A 17,038-nucleotide genomic window follows, 5' to 3' on the forward strand; every position below is an offset into this window, starting at 1 on the left:
ACGCAACATAGTTTTATTTTCGTTTCACCATTAATGTAATAGTATGCCGATCCTGATAGCAGATAGCGGGGCGACCAAGTGTGAATGGTGTGTGGTAGAGAAGGGAAAACTGAAAAAGACAGTATTTACACTGGGAATCAGTCCCTATTTTCTCGATGGCACCCAGATTGAGGAATTGATCAGGAGAGACCTGGTGCCCGAAATCAGAAAGTTTTCGCTGGATGCCGTCTTTTATTATGGGACCGGTTGTAAAAATCCAGCCAACCGTAAAATGATCAGCAAAGCCCTGGGAAGGGTTTTTACAGAAGCTGCAATTGAAGTGGATCATGACCTGATGGGCGCTGCAAGGGGCCTTTGCCAGGCGTCCAAAGGTATTGCCTGTATCCTGGGGACCGGTAGCAACAGCTGTTATTTTAATGGTAAGAAAATTGTTAAAAACAGTCCGGGGTTGGGGTACGTACTCGGTGACGAGGGCAGCGGTGCCTACCTTGGGAAAAAAGTGCTTCAGTATTATCTCTACCAGACATTTGATGAGGAACTCCGGTACCGTTTCGATCAGAAGTTTGCGCTTTCCGAAATGGAAATTCTCGATAAGATCTACAAGCAGCCCTTGCCGAACAGGTTCCTGGCGTCATTTGCGTTATTCCTGGCCGAAAACAGGGGGCACTTTATGGTGGAGAACATTATTGAAGATGGCCTGAATGACTTTTTCTTTAATCATCTTTGCAAATACAGTGAAAGCTGGAAACTGCCCGTGCACTTTGTGGGAGGGATAGCGTTTGGTTTCCGCGACGTTATCGCCGAACTTTGCGGAAGTTACGAACTGGAACTAGGATCGATCCTGCAGCATCCGATGCAGGGGCTGATCGATTACCATGGTCAATAAATCAATATGAAGGATTTCGTGAAAGTTACCGAACAGGATAGTCCCTATCGTCACCTGGATAAAATGCCTGTCGGGGAATTGCTTGAGCATATCAACGCAGAAGACAGGCAGGTACCTGATGCGGTGGCGAAAGCGATCCCGCAGATCGAAAAACTGGTGGTAGCGATCAGCGACAAAATGCTGGCGGGCGGAAGGCTTTTTTATATCGGCGCCGGCACCAGCGGTCGCCTGGGGATACTGGACGCCAGTGAAATTCCTCCCACCTACGGAATGCCCTATGGCCTGGTGATCGGGCTGATTGCCGGCGGTGAAGTGGCTATCCAGAAAGCCGTTGAAAATGCGGAAGACGACGTAGATCAGGGCTGGAAAGACCTGGAAAAGTATTTTATTTCAGATAATGATGTAGTGGTAGGCATTGCGGCAAGCGGTACCACACCATATGTTATTGGTGCGTTGAAACACTGCCGCGAAAAAGGCATTACCACAGGATCCATTTCCTGTAACCCACAATCGCCGGTCAGTGAGCAGGCCGATTTTCCCATTGAAGTGGTGGTCGGTCCGGAAGTGGTGACCGGAAGCACCCGGATGAAAAGCGGCACCGCACAGAAACTGGTTTTGAACATGATCTCTACTGCCGTAATGATTCAGATCGGAAGGGTGGAGGACAACAAGATGGTCAATATGCAGCTCAGCAATGAGAAAATTGTTGACCGTGGTACCCGGATGGTGATGTCGCGTCTGCGGCTGGAAGATTATGAAACTGCACGGCAACTGCTCCTGAAATGGGGAAGCGTGAAGAAAGCGATTGAAAGTCATGCACAACATTGAGCCATTTTATAACTGGCGCCACATTTATGTGAGTGAAGAGGATGAGCGATCGCCTTTCTATGGCAGGGTGTATTCCGAGTTCGAGTTTTCCCAGACCATTTACAATTATTATATCCATCCGCAATGGGATGAATTCGGCTCAAGAACACTTTACCTGAAAGTGATCATGGCCGACTATGAAGAGGGATATGCCATTATCGAACTGATCGGCGAATGGAATGATGCCATTGAAAATGATATCATGAGCCTGAAAAGGGAAGTGATCGATAAATTCGAAGAATATGGCATCTACAAGTTCATCTTAATTGCCGAAAACGTATTGAATTTTCACAGCAGTGATCGCGAATACTATGAAGAGTGGTATGAAGAAATGATGGATAATGATGGTTGGGTCGTGTTGCTGAATATGCCTGAACAAACCCAGTATGAATTCCGAAAAGCCAAGCTGAACCGCTATCTGGAACTCGTTGAGCTCGATAACTGGCGCATCTTCAAGCCATATCATCTCTTCAAGAAAATTGATGAGGAACAACGCAAAAGACTGGCGTGAAGCCAAAAAAACTAACATTCGTAAGGAAAAAATCTTTTTGAAGTTGTTTGCGAATGATTATTTTTACCACATGATGAATCACAACGCATTTGGCCGATTTTATTTTTACTTCTACTTTTTTACCAGCAGAAGGCCGGCGATGCTTTGTGTTCGATCAGCAAACTAAGATCTAAACAAACAACATAAAGAGTCCCGGCAGAAAGCCGGGACTCTTGTTTTTTATGGCAACAAGAGTATCGATACAAGGTTACGAAGGCAGCTTCCACCAGGTGGCAGCGCAGCAATTCTTCGGGAAACAGGTGGAGGTGATCCCCTGCGATAATTTCAGGGATGTAGTCAAAATTGCCGGCAATCCCCGTGAAAGCGATGGCGGGGTAATGGCGATTGAGAACTCCATTGCCGGCAGCATTCTTCCTAATTACAACCTGCTGCAGAGAAGCAATCTCCAGGTGATCGGTGAAGTTTATCTCCAGATCCGGCAGAACCTGCTGGTGAATCCCGGTGTAAAGCTGGAAGATATCCGCGAAGTACATTCCCATCCAATGGCCATTCTCCAGTGTATCGACTACCTGGAAAAATATAGCTGGAAACTGGTTGAAACGGAAGACACGGCATTGAGTGCCAAACACATTCACCAGAAACGACACAAACATGCTGCTGCCATCGCCAGCAAACTGGCAGCCGAGCTCTTCGAACTGGATGTACTTGCTCCAAACATCCACACCATGAAAAACAATTACACCCGCTTCCTGGTGTTGCAGCCTAAAAAGGAGGCGCTTGCCATCGAAGGCGCCAACAAGGCGTCAGTGAATTTCCACACCGACCACTCCCGCGGAAGCCTCGCCCGCGTACTGTCTTCCATCGCGGAAGGCGGCATCAACCTCAGCAAACTGCAAAGCTTCCCCATCCCCGGCACCGACTGGGAATACAGCTTTCATGCAGACATGGAATTCGACAATATTGAACAATTGCAGCATATCCTGGAAGTCATCAAACCATTGACTGTTTCCCTTCAGGTATATGGCATCTATAAAAACGGCAGAAAATGAAGATCAACACCGCAAAGCGCCTGGATGGCATCGGAGAATATTATTTTTCCACCAAGCTCAGGGAGATTGATGCCTTGAACCAGGCAGGCAAGGCCATTATCAACCTTGGCATCGGCAGTCCTGATCTCCCGCCGCATCCCGATGTCATCAGGGTGCTTGCAGAAGAAGCTGCAAAACCGTCAACGCATGCTTACCAGAATTATAAAGGCGCTCCGGCATTAAGGGAAGCCATTCGCGACTGGTACCAAAACTGGTATGGGGTTGACCTGGATCCTGCTACAGAGATCCTCCCCCTGATCGGCAGCAAGGAAGGTATCATGCACATCTGCATGACCTATCTGAATGAAGGTGATAAAGCACTGATTCCCAATCCGGGTTATCCCACTTACAGCAGTGCCGTAAAACTTGCAGGTGGAATCCCGGTGCCCTACGAGTTGAAACCTGATCTTCACGGCGAGCCCGATCTTGATGCCCTGGCAGCCGGCGATCTTAGTGCCGTTAAGCTGATGTGGGTGAATTATCCGCATATGCCTACCGGCCAGTTGCCTTCCAAAAACTTCTTTGAAAAACTCGTGGCATTCGGAAAAAAGAACGGGATCCTCATCTGTCACGATAATCCCTACAGTTTTATACTGAACGATAACCCCGTCAGCCTCCTGGCTGTTCCGGGAGCGAAGGAAGTGGTACTGGAGCTGAACTCCCTCAGCAAAAGCCAGAATATGGCGGGCTGGCGGGTAGGTATGCTGGCCGGTGCCAAAGAAAGGATCGATGAAGTACTGCGTTTTAAAAGCAATATGGACAGCGGCATGTTCCTTCCTGTGCAACTGGCTGCTGCTCATGCACTGCGGCTGGGAAAGGACTGGTACGACAGTGTAAACGCCATTTATTCCCGGCGCCGTGAAAAAGTATTCAGGCTGCTCGATCTCCTGGGTTGCACTTATGACCGCAACCAGGTCGGTATGTTTGTGTGGGCACCGGTACCGGATAGCTACCAGGATGGCTTCGCCCTGAGTGATGCGGTGCTGTACAATGCCAACGTATTCATTACTCCAGGCGGCATCTTTGGTTCGGCCGGAAACGGATTTATCCGGATTAGCCTTTGTTGTACCGAAGAAAAACTCCAGCAGGCACTTGACAGGGTGCAACACTCACTCACCACCGTTAATGCGTAAGCGAACAATAAAATGGAAAGAAAGAAGATTTGTATCGTTGGGGTAGGACTGATCGGCGGATCAATGGCGCTACAGCTCAATGAGAAAGGACTTGCAGCCGGACTGATCGGCGTGGAGAGCAGTGAAATTCACGCCAGCCGTGCCCTGGAGCTGGGACTGGTAGATGAGATCCTGCCATTGGACCAGGCAATCAGAAACAGTGAAGCCATCGTGCTCGCCATCCCGGTCGATACACTCACGGGCCTCCTGCCGCAGATACTGGACCAGGTGACCAACCAGATCGTCTTTGATGCTGGTTCCACCAAGGAGCAACTGATCGAAGCAGTAAAAGACCATCCCAAAAGAGGGCGGTTCGTTGCCACTCACCCAATGTGGGGTACGGAATACAGCGGCCCCGCTGCTGCAGTTAAGCATGCTTTTGAAAATAAGGCCGTGGTCATCTGCAATGCAACGGACAGCGATGAAGATGCCGTTGAATGGGTAAAACAAGTTTACCGGAAGATCGGTATGCACCTTCTCGAAATGGATGCGGTATCCCATGACCTGCATGCTGCCTATGTGAGCCATATTTCGCACATCACCTCTTTTGCACTCGCCAATACTGTTCTCGAAAAGGAACGGGAAGACGAAGCCATATTCGAAATGGCCAGCGCTGGTTTCGAAAGTACCGTCCGCCTCGCCAAGAGTAACCCTGCCATGTGGGTGCCCATTTTCAAGCAGAACAGGGAAAATGTACTCGATGTGCTGAATGAACATATCGCGCAGCTGCGCAAGTTCAAATCGTGCCTGGAGAAAGAGAACTACGACTATCTGCAGGAACTTATTGAAAATGCCAACCGGATCCGCAGGATCCTTAAATAGTAATGATTTTTTGACTTTTTAATTATAATCTACCTTTACATGATGCAAGCAACCGATAACAAAACCATGAAACAAGTAACACAGGAAGCATGGGCAAAACGCCCCCTGATCATTTCAGGTCCCTGTAGTGCAGAGACTGAAGAGCAGGTGCTCGAAACCGCACAGCGGCTGGCCAATACGGGAAAAGTAGATGTGCTTCGCGCCGGTATCTGGAAGCCACGTACCCGTCCCGGGTCTTTTGAAGGCATTGGCACGAAGGGACTTCCCTGGTTGCAGCAGGCGAAAAAACTCACTGGCCTTCCCGTTGCTGTTGAGGTAGCTACCGCAAAACAGGTGGAAGATGCTTTGCATTTTGATGTGGACATCCTCTGGGTGGGTGCAAGAACAACTGTGAACCCCTTCAGTGTTCAGGAAGTGGCAGACGCCCTGCGTGGTGTTGATGTGCCCGTGCTGATCAAGAATCCCATCAATCCCGACCTGGAACTCTGGCTCGGAGCGGTTGAACGTGTTGCCAAAGCAGGTATCAACCAGATCGGCCTGATCCACCGTGGTTTCTCTTCTTACGGTAATACCGAATTCCGCAATGCGCCGATGTGGCACCTTGCTATCGAAATGAAGCGCCGGAATCCGGAACTGATGATCATCAATGACCCTTCCCATATCTGCGGTCGCCGCGATATCCTGATCGATGTTGCCCAGAAGGCCATTGACCTTGACTTCGACGGTCTCATGATCGAAAGTCATATTGATCCCGATAAAGCATGGAGCGATGCCAAACAGCAGGTGACACCGGAAAGACTGGCAGAAATGCTCGACAGCATTGCCTGGAGAAAAGAAGATGTCGATTCAGCAGCTTTTCATGCTGCCCTGGAAAAATTGCGTCAGCAGATCAATCACCTGGATGACGAACTGATGCAGATCCTCGGCCAGCGAATGAAAGTAGCTGAACAAATCGGTACTTATAAAAAGAACAACGGCATCACTATCCTGCAGACAAACCGCTGGAATGAAATTCTGGAACGTGCCTATGTAAAAGGCGACAAGCTGGGTCTGAGCAAAGAATTCATCACCCGCTATTTCGACGCCGTTCACATGGAAAGCATCAATCACCAGAATAAAATCATGAACAGCTAAGGCTGCAATACAGGAATGGAAAAAAAATCTATCCGGATAGGGCAGGCTGTTACAGACTATTATTTTGGTGGCGGGCTAAAGCAACTCGCAACGGTGACGGATAAACGCCATACCGTTGTACTGACCGATGAAAACCTTTATGGCATTTACGAAAAGCAGCTGAAAGGCTGGAAGACCATCGTGCTGCCGCCGGGCGAAGCGCACAAGCAGCAAAGCACGGTAGACGGTGTGATGAACCAGTTGATCGGGGCAGAGGCAGACAGAAAGTCTACGCTGGTGGGGCTAGGTGGTGGCGTGATCACCGATCTCGCCGGATATATCGGCGCCACCTATCTGCGGGGTATCAGGGTGGGCTTTATTCCGGGTAGCCTGCTGGCAATGGTGGATGCCTCGATTGGCGGGAAGAACGGAGTTGATGTGGGCGTTTACAAGAATCTTGTGGGCACCATCAGGCAACCTTCCTTTTTGCTTTTTGATGCAGCACTCCTGCAATCGTTACCGGAAAATGAATGGCAGAACGGTTTTGCCGAGATCATCAAACATGCCTGTATCAAAGATGCGGCGATGTTCAGGGAGCTCGAAGCAACTGATATCGCCGGATACCGTAAAAATAAAAAGGCACTGGCAGCCCTGCTTCGCCGAAACGCCCTGCTGAAAACAAAAGTGGTGCAGAAAGACGAGACAGAACAGGGTGACCGCAAGCTGTTGAACTTTGGTCATACTCTTGCCCATGCGCTGGAGAATCTCTTTCAATTGAGCCATGGGGAAGCTGTGGCCATCGGGATGGCCTATGCCAGCGAAATCTCTGCCAGCGAACTCGGCTTCAGGCAGGCTGAAAGGGTAAAGCGCGTGATCGCACAGTATGGATTGCCAACGAAGCTCAGTTTTGATCCGGATCCTGTATTTGACATCCTGAAGCATGACAAGAAGCGGGAGCGTGACTCCCTGCATTATATCCTGCTGGAAAGAATCGGCAAAGGGGTAGTACATACCCTGCCTTTGACGACCGTTAAAAAAATCATTGAACAAATTTCATAACCAGTACTATACATGACTGTTCGAGTTGAACCATCCGTGCTCGGGGGAACCATCTACGCACCGGCTTCCAAAAGTTCCATGCAACGTGCCTGTGCAGCTGCGCTTGCGGCAGGTGGCACTACACTGATCAAGAATCCCGGGCGCTCCAATGACGATCAGGCCGCAATAGGGGTGATCTCGGCCCTGGGAGCGGAAATCAGGCAAACACCTGAAGGACTTGAAGTGACTAGTTCGGGTGTACATGCCAGTAAGGACGAAGTGTTTTGCGGGGAAAGCGGCCTTGGAATCAGGATGTTCACACCCCTGGTGGCTATGAACAGGGGACCCATCAATATCAACGGTGAAGGAAGCCTTAAAACAAGGCCTATGGATTTCTTTGATAGTATCCTGCCACAACTGGGTGTAACGATCCATTCCAACGAAGGCAAACTTCCGCTTACAGTTGAAGGCCCTTTGCAACCGGCTGATATCCGGATAGACGGATCTCTCAGTTCGCAGTTCCTTACTGGTTTGTTACTGGCCTATGCAGCATCCGGTGCGAATGGTGTAACTATTTCAGTAGACAACCTGAAAAGCAAGCCATATGTGGATCTTACCCTCGAAGTAATGAAGGCTTTCGGCATGAACGTACCGGAGAACCGCAACTACGAGGCTTTCCATTTCGGTCAGCCCAAAACCGCTGCTGCTGCCACGAGATCCTACACGGTGGAAGGTGACTGGAGCGGTGCCGCATTCCTGCTGGTTGCAGGCGCCATTGCCGGTGATATCGTAGTAGAAGGACTGGATACCTTTTCCACCCAGGCCGATAAGGCCGTGTTGCAGGCCCTGATGCAAAGCGGTGCAGGATTAAGTATAGAAGCCAACCAGATCGCTATCCGGAAAATGCCGTTGAAGGCTTTTCATTTTGATGCAACAGATTGTCCTGATCTCTTCCCGCCACTGGTGGCGCTTGCAGCCTGCTGTTCCGGCACTACGGTGATAGAAGGTGTTGACCGCCTGGCGCACAAGGAAAGCAACCGCGGACTTACCCTTCAGGAAGAATTTGGGAAGATGGGTGTTGAAATTACCCTGCAGGGCAACCTGATGCTTATTAAAGGCGCAGATCAGATCAAAGGCGCAGTTCTCAATTCCCATCACGACCATCGTATAGCCATGGCTGGTGCTGTTGCTGCATTAAGAGCAGATGGTCCGTGTACTATCGGGCACGCATCCGCCATTAATAAATCCTATCCCGATTTCTTTGACCATATTGCCCGTTTGGGTGCCAAAGTTGATATAAGCCAGTAACATGAATGCATTCGGACGTCTTTTCAGGATCAGTATTGTTGGAGAATCCCACGGCCCGGCGGTAGGTGTGGTGATTGACGGTGTTCCTGCCGGATTGCCATTGTCCGCAGATGATTTCGCCGTTGATATCGAACGTCGTAAAGGTGGACTTCAGAAAGGCACCACGCCGCGGAAAGAAGATGATTTTCCCCTGTTTCAGACCGGTCTTTTTAATGGTCATGCTACCGGTGCTCCGATGACCATTTTCTTCGAGAACAAGAACACGCGTTCCGGAGATTATGAAAAGCAGCGCGCCGTTCCGCGGCCGGGGCATGCTGATATGGTCGCTCACCAGAAATTCGGTGGTTATGAAGACTTCAGGGGCGGTGGCCATTTCAGTGGTCGCCTTACTGTAGGACTGGTAGCTGCTGGTGTTGTGGCAAAAAAGATACTGGGAGATATATCAGTAAAAGCATCCATCCTGGAGATCGGGGGAGAACCTGACATTGAAAAAGGGCTGCAAAAAGCGATTGATGCGAAAGACAGTATCGGCGGTATAGTAGAGTGCCGGGTTAGCGGGCTTCCTGCAGGAATGGGTGAGCCTTTTTTTGATTCCGTTGAATCCCTGCTGGCGCATGCCGTTTTTGCAATTCCCGCTATCAGAGGCGTCGAGTTCGGCAGCGGTTTTGCAGCAGCCCGCATGTTTGGTGTGGAACACAATGATGCAATCGAAAACGTTTCGGGAAAGACGCGTACCAACCACGCCGGCGGTGTTGTTGGTGGCATTACCAACGGCAATGAACTGGTATTCCGCATTGCTGTGAAACCGACATCTTCCACACCTAAGGAACAACTTACCCTGAATTGGGAAACCGGGCAACAGGAAGAATTTTCTGTAAAGGGCAGGCACGACCTGTGCATAGCGTTGCGGGTACCTGTGGTACTGGAAGCAGTAACTGCAGCTGTTTTGGCAGACCTGCTGTTACAGGTGAATGCAGTTCCCAGGGTTTGGAAATCCTGACGCCTGCAGACAGGTGAAAGGAAAACCCTATCTTGTTGATCCGAAACCTGAATCGCATGAGATTGAAACCATATTTGTTGTGGTTGAGTTTACTGTTTTTCGTAGCCTGTGGAAACCCGTCAACGCCCCCAAAGCCACCCAGCGAAGTGGTGATCGCTGAAAAGCCGGAAGAAGTTCAGGTTAAAGCCAGCGAACAGCTGGAGAAACTGATCAGTTTCCTGGGTGAATCGAATGGCAAGCTGAATGATTCCACCACGTTGCGCAATTACCAGTTGCTGCGTGATATTTACAGCGGTAGTGGTTATGAGCCCATATGGAGCGAAAACAATCGCTGGAAACTTCTCGGTGATTCCCTTTTTCACGTCATTTTCAAAAGCAAGGAGTTTGGCCTTTTCCCGTCGGACTATCACCTCGAACCGATCCTGGCGATACGTAACAAATTCGTGATCGATACCGCTGCGAGAAAAAATATTGCTTCCTGGACCAGGGCGGATATCCTCCTTACCGACGGATTTCTCCAGATGGCCCGCGATCTCTACTCAGGTCGCCTGGTGAAAGACAGCATTACCATGCGGGCTGACAGTCTTTCTCCCCAACAGCTGAAGGGTTGCCTGGATACATTGCTGTTAACGAACCAGCCCCACGCCGTACTTGAACCGCTTGAACCACAACATCCGGGCTATAAGGCACTGCGCGCCGCATTACCGGGCTTCCTCGATTCCACGCAGTTCAGGAAGTACACCTATGTGCAGTTTCCCCAGGCTGATTCTATGACGCTGATCAGGGAGGTGGCCAGGCGACTCCAGGAAGACACCCTGCTGGCGGCAGACTGGCAGGAACAGGATTCGGCAGCGTATTCAGCAGCCGTGCGGAAATATCAGTCCGCACACAGCATCCGTACCACTGGTGTCGCTGCAGAACTGACCGTCAAAAGTCTTAACAACACTGGTTGGGAAAAATTCAAGCGGATAGCGATCAATCTTGACCGTTATAAGCAGATTCCAGCCAAACTTCCCGAGACCTATATCTGGGTGAACCTGCCTTCATTTACCCTCACCCTGGTGGATATGGACACCATCGCACTGCAATCAAAAGTGATCGTTGGGGCATCAAAAACCCGTACTCCGGTGCTGACCAGCGAGATCGTGAACTTCATTACCTATCCACAGTGGACAGTTCCTTACAGCATCATTTTCAAGGAGATGTTGCCGAAAATTCAAAAGGATACCAATTTTCTCGCCAGGCAGAACCTGATGGTGGTAGACAAGAACGATAGCGTAATCAGTCCTTCCTCGATCGACTGGTTTAAACTCAATAAGAATCATTTTCCATACCTGATCAGGCAGCGGCAGGGGGACGACAATTCCCTGGGAGTCATGAAATTCAATTTCAGGAACAAATATGCCGTATACCTCCACGATACCAATGCCAGGGGGTTGTTCAGCCGGAGCGCGAGGGCGCTTAGTCACGGTTGCGTACGGGTTCAGGAATGGGAAAAATTAGCACATTTTCTGGTTCGGAATGATGAAATAAGATACCATCCTGATACGTTAAGGGCATGGATCAGCCGCCAGGAAAAGCACGTAATCTCGGATTTTGTTCATGTTCCGATATTTATTCGGTATTTTACCTGTGAGGCGGACGGTGGCCGCATTAAGTTCTTCGATGACATTTATGCGGATGACCGGATGCTGGCTGAACGGTATTTCAGGAATAAACCCATTAATTGATCCATGAAAATCCTTCCCCGCGTATTGCTGGCCCTCAGCCTGCTTTATACGGGAGTGGCCGTTGCACAATCGGAACAGACACAGCCACCCACCCGGAAAAAAAGGAAAGCCAACACAGCCAAAGTGCAGTATGGCACAGCCAGTTATTATGCCAGTAAATTCAATGGCCGCAAAACTGCCAGCGGCGAGATCTACGACAGCCAGAGGATGACCGCTGCGCATAATGGATTACCGTTAGGCACATGGATCAAGGTGACCAATATGCGCAACAAACGAACCGTTATCGTTCGTATCAATGATCGTCTTCATTACCGCAACCCGCGCCTGGTGGATCTTTCACGTGCAGCAGCAAAAAAGCTCGGTTATACCGGACACGGTCTGGCCAAGGTGAAAGTTGAAGTGCTGGGCAAGAAAACTCCTGCCGAATTACCGGCCCTGACTACGAATAAATAATTTACGAATCTGAAGGCAAATTCTATTTTTGTGCCTTCAAAACAACCAACTTATGATGAAGAAACTGCTATTGTCATTGACGGTAGTTACGAGTGTATTGGGAAGTGTTACTGCACAGAATGCCGACTACAAAAAGCGGCCGGCGATCGGGATCCATTTTATTACAAATGATTTTGTAACGCCGCAAAGGATCAAGGAGACTTCTCTCACTGATGTGTTGAAAGATAAACAATGGGCAAAATTCGGTGAGATGGACTATGGTTTCGGCATCAGTTACCTGAAGGGTCTTTCCAATAAAATCGACTTCTCCACAACGTTAGGTGTTTCATTTTTGAGCTATCCCCTGAAAGATAATCCCAGCAATGGCGACGATGGCGCCCTGCTGGAATGGGATGCCATGGTGAGGGCAAAAATGACAAGCGACAAATACTGGGTATCTCCCTATATCTCTGCCGGTATCGGTGCTTCCAAATGGCGTGGCTATTATGGCGCCATTATCCCGGTTGGCCTGGGTATCCAGGTAAACTTCTTTGATGAGGCTTTCCTCTTGCTGGAAACACAATACCGCACCGGCATCACCAGCACCACCAGCAACCACTTTTTCAACAGCCTGGGCATTGCCGGCAATATCGGAAAGCCAAAAGAAGAGAAAGTTGTTCCGCAGCCGCCTTTGCCGATGGTTGCGCTGGACGAAGATAAAGATGGCGTGGTGGATTCGCTGGATGCCTGCCCGACAGTTCCCGGCCTTCCTGCCCTGCAGGGATGTCCTGACCGTGATGGCGACGGCATTGCCGATAAAGATGATAAGTGTCCGGATACACCGGGTATCGCCAAATACCAGGGCTGCCCCATTCCTGATACAGATGGCGACGGTATCAATGATGAAGAAGATAAATGTCCAACAGTTGCGGGCGTAGCCAAATACGAGGGTTGTCCTATTCCTGACCGGGATAATGACGGCGTGAATGATGATGAAGACCGTTGCCCGGATATTGCCGGACCAGCAGATAATGGCGGTTGCCCGAAACTGGAAACTTCTAAATTCAATGCTGCTGCTGTTCAGTTTGTTACTGGCAGTGCCACACTGACTGCTGCTGCAAAACGCGAGCTGGACAAGGCAGCGCGCATCCTGAACGAGCAATACCCGACGGTAAATGTTGAGATCGCGGGTCATACTGATAATACCGGGTCAGCACCTTTCAACCAGAAGCTGAGTGAAAAGCGCGCTGCAGCCGTGAAGACCTACCTGGTGAAGAAAAAGGTAAGTGCTGACAGGTTGACTGCCGTTGGCTTTGGCCAGGACCAGCCGATCGGAGACAACAAGTCAGCGTCCGGAAAAGCGCAGAACCGTCGGGTAGAATTCAAGGTTAGTCAGTAAGCGTATACTATAAGCTTTTAACCTTTTAACTACCAGTAGAATTCACTTTAAATCATAACATCCCCCGGCCTGAAACCGGGGGATGTTTTTTAAATGCTAACCCATTGGCATCCTGATGCCACCTCAATGATTATCTATTGGTAACCCGGCCAGTAGCCCGAATTTACCCGGATTCTACCCGGTTTTCATAGGGAAATCGGGTCAATTCCGGGTAAAACCAGGGGTACCAATGAGGTTCCAAAGGCTTATCAACGGGGTTGCATCAGGGTTGATGTAAAAAAGATAAAGGCTTCTTCCCTGTTTCATATAAAATGAAAATATAATTTTGCGGCCGGTTTTTGAAAAGTGGGGGTCGCAAGGAGCCATGGGAGAACGACCCCATGTTCTTCCCGCCGCTCAGAAACCACGTCGGAGGGTCTATAAATAGGAAGTCACCAAATAAATATTCTGGAAATTGAAATATTTGTTACTTATAACTTTCGTAATGATCTCTGGTTGTATTAGTAATTGTATAGATTGGAAGAAAAAAGCAGATAAAATTAATAGGGAGAGCCAGTTGTTGTTCTCAAATCAAAGGGAGGAGTTTGATGAATTGGCCCAATTAATCGATAGTCTGATTATAGTTGAGGCCAATTCTGTAAATTCCAAATCATATATCGGATATACAATTGAGCGCGAAAATTATTCAGATGGAAAGGTTAATCGACAAAATGAACATCTGTCAAGACTTTTATCTGGTATAAAATATAAAGAACTCATTATTGAATATAAAGTGCCCGGTGATTCTTTACCAATAGTAATATTATACCCAGGCAATTTAGACGATTTAAATACAGATGAAAATTGCCCGATTTTCAATGCGGAGCTGTTTTATAAACCAAACGTGAAAAGTTATGAAGTGGACAGCCCAAACTTCATATTCTTTAAATTGAGCAACAATTGGTTCATCAGATCAAGTGTGGCGACATTATGAAAAGGTAAATTCCCGGTACTTCTATCGCTTCAGACCGCAAGCTTGGTATAGGCCGGGAGCAGGGTACGAAAAGATTTTATACAAGCTCCCTGAACACGTCCAACACCGACGACCACAGCTTCATTCCAGCACACATCCGGCCAGCTACCGGCCTGGAAACACTATCGCCGGAGTATAGAACAACGAATGCCGCAATATATTAAACACTCTGATCAATACCCGGTTTTTGCCGGACCACAGTAACCCAACCCCAAACCCCAGACTACAAACCCCAAACCATTTCCTAGTTCTTATCCTTCTTCCCTCCAAATATCTTTCTCAAAAGTCCCTTCTTTTCCTTTTTGGGAGGCTCAACGGCAGGCGGTTTATCTCCGCCCTTTTTGTCGTCCTTTTTCTGATCCTTGTTGGCTTCCTTCAGTACATTCTGCTCTTCGTCGGACAGTTTGCTTTCAGGAGGAATGTTGGTGGTATCCGGTTCCATCATATAGTCACCGGCGCCGCCATTGCCCTGGTCTGCGCCTTCGGCGCCGGGTGGGGGCAACTGATCGATGATTGGTGTGTAGTCGTAGTTAAACTCCTTCCGGATGCTTTCAGGTTGCGTGAATCGGGCTTCGCGATCAATGCCCAGCGATTTGTCGGCATACACTTTCTGGAAGAAATACTCCCAGATCGGCATCGCCGCACGGCCGCCATAACCCAGGCCGCTTTCCAGCCGGATGAACCGGTCATCGCACCCGATCCAGGTACCACCCAGCAATTGCGGCGTAAAGCCGATGAACCATGCGTCAGCATTGTCATTGGTGGTTCCCGTTTTACCCGCCATTTCAGCTGCGCCCAATCTAGCCCGCAAACCTGCAGCCGTACCCACTTCCACCGGGCCAGCGAGCATTTTGGTAGTGATATAGGCTGCAGACTCACTGATCACCTGGTTCATTTTTGTCTGAAAACTTTCCAGCACATTGCCGTTCCTGTCCTCAATGCGGGTGATATAAGTCGGCTGTACACTGAAGCCACGGTTGGCAAACATGGTGTAGCCATACAGCATTTCATACATGGAGAGATCAACAGCACCGAGACAGATGGAAGGGTAGGGCTCTATCGGGGTCTTGATATTGATGTTGTGCAGGAAGTCCACGAACTGTTTGGGGCCCACCTGCTTCATGATATAGGCAGTGGCGCAGTTCAGGGAATAGGTTAAAGCGCTGGCCATGGAAACCGTATTGCCTTTGCATTCTCCCTTTGCCGGAACCAGGCCGTAACCCGGAAAGTTCTGGGCAACATTCTCCACCGGCGTTTCCGGTGTGAAACCCGCTTCTTCGAGCGCTTCACAATACAGGAAAGGTTTGATGGATGACCCTACCTGCCTTTTCGTGCCGATATTGACGTGATCAAATTTGAAAGTCTTGAAATCAATTCCGCCCACCCAGGCTTTTACTTCTCCTGTAATCGGATCAGTTACCATAAAAGAAGTTTGCAGCATCTGGTGATGATACCTGATCGAATCCATCGGCGTCATAATGGTATCCTTTTCACGCTTGGGATTCCAGGCAAATACCTTCATCGGTACTTTCTGGTTGAAACTGGCCTTAAGCGCAGCATCACTCATATTATCGTCCTTGCCGTTTTCCCACCTGTCACTGGCTTTCATGGCAGCGTCGAGTACATTGTCCCGTCCTTTCCACACGGTCCCTTTCTTAACGCTGTTCTGTGCACTTAGCACCTTTTGCAGCACCGGCATATGTCGGGCTACCGCTTCTTCCGCATACAGCTGCATACGAGGCACGATGGTGGTGTAGATCCGAAGGCCATCTTTGTAAATATCATATGGATCACCTGTACTGGGATTGTTGTGTTCCTTACACCATTTTTTGATGTCGTTCCGAACTACTTCCCTGAGATAGGGAGCGAGGCCGGTGTTTTCATCCTGTTTCTTATAGTTGAGCACAATGGGATCCTTTTTCAGCTTGCTTGCTTCCGCAGCAGTGATGTAGTTGTTCTCCATCATCTTATTGATCACATGGTTCCTGCGGGCCAGTGCCGGCTTGGGGTTCCGGCGGGGGTTAAAGAGTGTCGGACCGTTTACCATGCCGACCAGGATTGCAGACTCTTCAACATTCAGGCGGTCGGGTTCCTTGCTGAAGAAGGTGAGTGATGCATTCCTGATGCCATATACGTTATCACTGAAGGGAACCACATTGAGGTACAATGCCAGGATCTCCTGCTTGGTGAAATTTCTTTCCAGTTTGATGGCAATAATCCATTCTTTCAGTTTCTGAATCATCCGGGTGACCGGGTTTCTTGCCCGCTCATCAAACATGTTCAATGCCAGCTGCTGCGTAACAGTACTGCCTCCGCCTCTTGAACCCAGGAACAACAATGCCCGCAATACGCCCTTGCCATCAATACCGGAGTGTTCGTAAAATCTTTCATCCTCAGTTGCGACCAGTGCGTTGATTACATGTTTGGAGATGTCTTTGTATTCTACGTTACTCCTGTTGCCGCGTTCCCGGAAATACTTACCCATCAGGGTTCCGTCTGCAGCGTAGACCTCCGTTGCCTGCAGGATGGAAGGGTTTTCCAGTTCGCTGAGGGACGGGAGTTTTCCGAATACGCCAAGGTTGATCAGCAACAGCAGCAATGCAAATGCACCGATGCCAATAAAAAATAGTCTCCAAAATACGCGCGTGGCTTGTTTCATA

The 17,038-nt window shown here is 49.2% G+C and carries 15 protein-coding genes; 14 read left to right on the top strand and 1 reads right to left on the bottom strand.

Going from position 1 to position 17,038, the window contains the following annotated elements:
* Nucleotides 1–43: 43 nt before the first annotated feature.
* The 14 genes from FPE01S_RS11680 to FPE01S_RS11750 all read left to right on the top strand — a co-directional run bounded on the left by FPE01S_RS11680 (nt 44) and on the right by FPE01S_RS11750 (nt 14,339).
* Nucleotides 44–886: an N-acetylglucosamine kinase gene (locus FPE01S_RS11680; protein WP_046369172.1), complete on the top strand. Its 843-nt coding sequence runs from the start codon at nt 44–46 to the stop codon at nt 884–886.
* A 6-nt stretch (nt 887–892) separates the two neighbouring features.
* Nucleotides 893–1,714, top strand: coding sequence for an N-acetylmuramic acid 6-phosphate etherase (murQ, locus tag FPE01S_RS11685; RefSeq protein WP_046369173.1), 822 nt, complete (start codon nt 893–895; stop codon nt 1,712–1,714).
* Nucleotides 1,701–2,264, top strand: coding sequence for a hypothetical protein (locus FPE01S_RS11690; protein WP_046369174.1), 564 nt, complete (start codon nt 1,701–1,703; stop codon nt 2,262–2,264). The genes murQ and FPE01S_RS11690 overlap by 14 nt, the downstream gene beginning before the upstream one ends.
* A gap of 221 nt (nt 2,265–2,485) precedes the next feature.
* A complete protein-coding gene (locus tag FPE01S_RS11700; protein ID WP_046369176.1) occupies nt 2,486–3,313 on the top strand; it encodes a prephenate dehydratase in 828 nt (275 codons plus the stop codon).
* A complete protein-coding gene (locus tag FPE01S_RS11705) occupies nt 3,310–4,485 on the top strand; it encodes a pyridoxal phosphate-dependent aminotransferase (RefSeq protein ID WP_046369177.1) in 1,176 nt (391 codons plus the stop codon). Before FPE01S_RS11700 ends, FPE01S_RS11705 begins: the two co-directional genes overlap by 4 nt.
* A 12-nt stretch (nt 4,486–4,497) precedes the next feature.
* Nucleotides 4,498–5,346 carry a prephenate dehydrogenase gene (locus FPE01S_RS11710; protein WP_046369178.1) on the top strand — a complete coding sequence of 283 codons (849 nt, stop codon included), beginning with the start codon at nt 4,498–4,500 and terminating at the stop codon, nt 5,344–5,346.
* Between the two features lie 66 nt (nt 5,347–5,412).
* On the top strand, nt 5,413–6,480 hold the full coding sequence (locus tag FPE01S_RS11715; protein ID WP_046369838.1) for a chorismate mutase: 1,068 nt from the start codon (nt 5,413–5,415) through the stop codon (nt 6,478–6,480).
* A 15-nt stretch (nt 6,481–6,495) separates the two neighbouring features.
* Entirely contained in the window at nt 6,496–7,518 is a 1,023-nt protein-coding gene (aroB, locus tag FPE01S_RS11720; RefSeq protein ID WP_046369179.1) for a 3-dehydroquinate synthase, read from the top strand.
* Between the two features lie 12 nt (nt 7,519–7,530).
* Nucleotides 7,531–8,805 carry a 3-phosphoshikimate 1-carboxyvinyltransferase gene (aroA, locus tag FPE01S_RS11725; RefSeq protein WP_046369180.1) on the top strand — a complete coding sequence of 425 codons (1,275 nt, stop codon included), beginning with the start codon at nt 7,531–7,533 and terminating at the stop codon, nt 8,803–8,805.
* A gap of 1 nt (nt 8,806) precedes the next feature.
* Nucleotides 8,807–9,805: a chorismate synthase gene (locus tag FPE01S_RS11730; RefSeq protein WP_046369181.1), complete on the top strand. Its 999-nt coding sequence runs from the start codon at nt 8,807–8,809 to the stop codon at nt 9,803–9,805.
* Between the two features lie 56 nt (nt 9,806–9,861).
* On the top strand, nt 9,862–11,535 hold the full coding sequence (locus FPE01S_RS11735) for a L,D-transpeptidase family protein (RefSeq protein WP_046369182.1): 1,674 nt from the start codon (nt 9,862–9,864) through the stop codon (nt 11,533–11,535).
* Nucleotides 11,536–11,538: 3 nt separating this feature from the next.
* Nucleotides 11,539–11,988: a septal ring lytic transglycosylase RlpA family protein gene (locus FPE01S_RS11740; RefSeq protein ID WP_046369183.1), complete on the top strand. Its 450-nt coding sequence runs from the start codon at nt 11,539–11,541 to the stop codon at nt 11,986–11,988.
* 52 nt (nt 11,989–12,040) lie between these two features.
* A complete protein-coding gene (locus FPE01S_RS24875; RefSeq protein WP_052955725.1) occupies nt 12,041–13,366 on the top strand; it encodes an OmpA family protein in 1,326 nt (441 codons plus the stop codon).
* A gap of 484 nt (nt 13,367–13,850) precedes the next feature.
* Complete coding sequence (locus FPE01S_RS11750) at nt 13,851–14,339, top strand: hypothetical protein (protein WP_046369184.1); 489 nt, start codon at nt 13,851–13,853, stop codon at nt 14,337–14,339.
* Between the two features lie 283 nt (nt 14,340–14,622).
* Here the strand turns inward: FPE01S_RS11750 and FPE01S_RS11755 are convergent, their stop codons facing one another.
* Nucleotides 14,623–17,037: a penicillin-binding protein 1A gene (locus FPE01S_RS11755; RefSeq protein ID WP_046369185.1), complete on the bottom strand. Its 2,415-nt coding sequence runs from the start codon at nt 17,035–17,037 to the stop codon at nt 14,623–14,625.
* Between the last annotated feature and the right edge of the window lies 1 nt (nt 17,038).

Source organism: Flavihumibacter petaseus NBRC 106054, from assembly GCF_000974785.1.
In the GTDB taxonomy this organism is placed as follows: Bacteria; Bacteroidota; Bacteroidia; order Chitinophagales; family Chitinophagaceae; genus Flavihumibacter; species Flavihumibacter petaseus.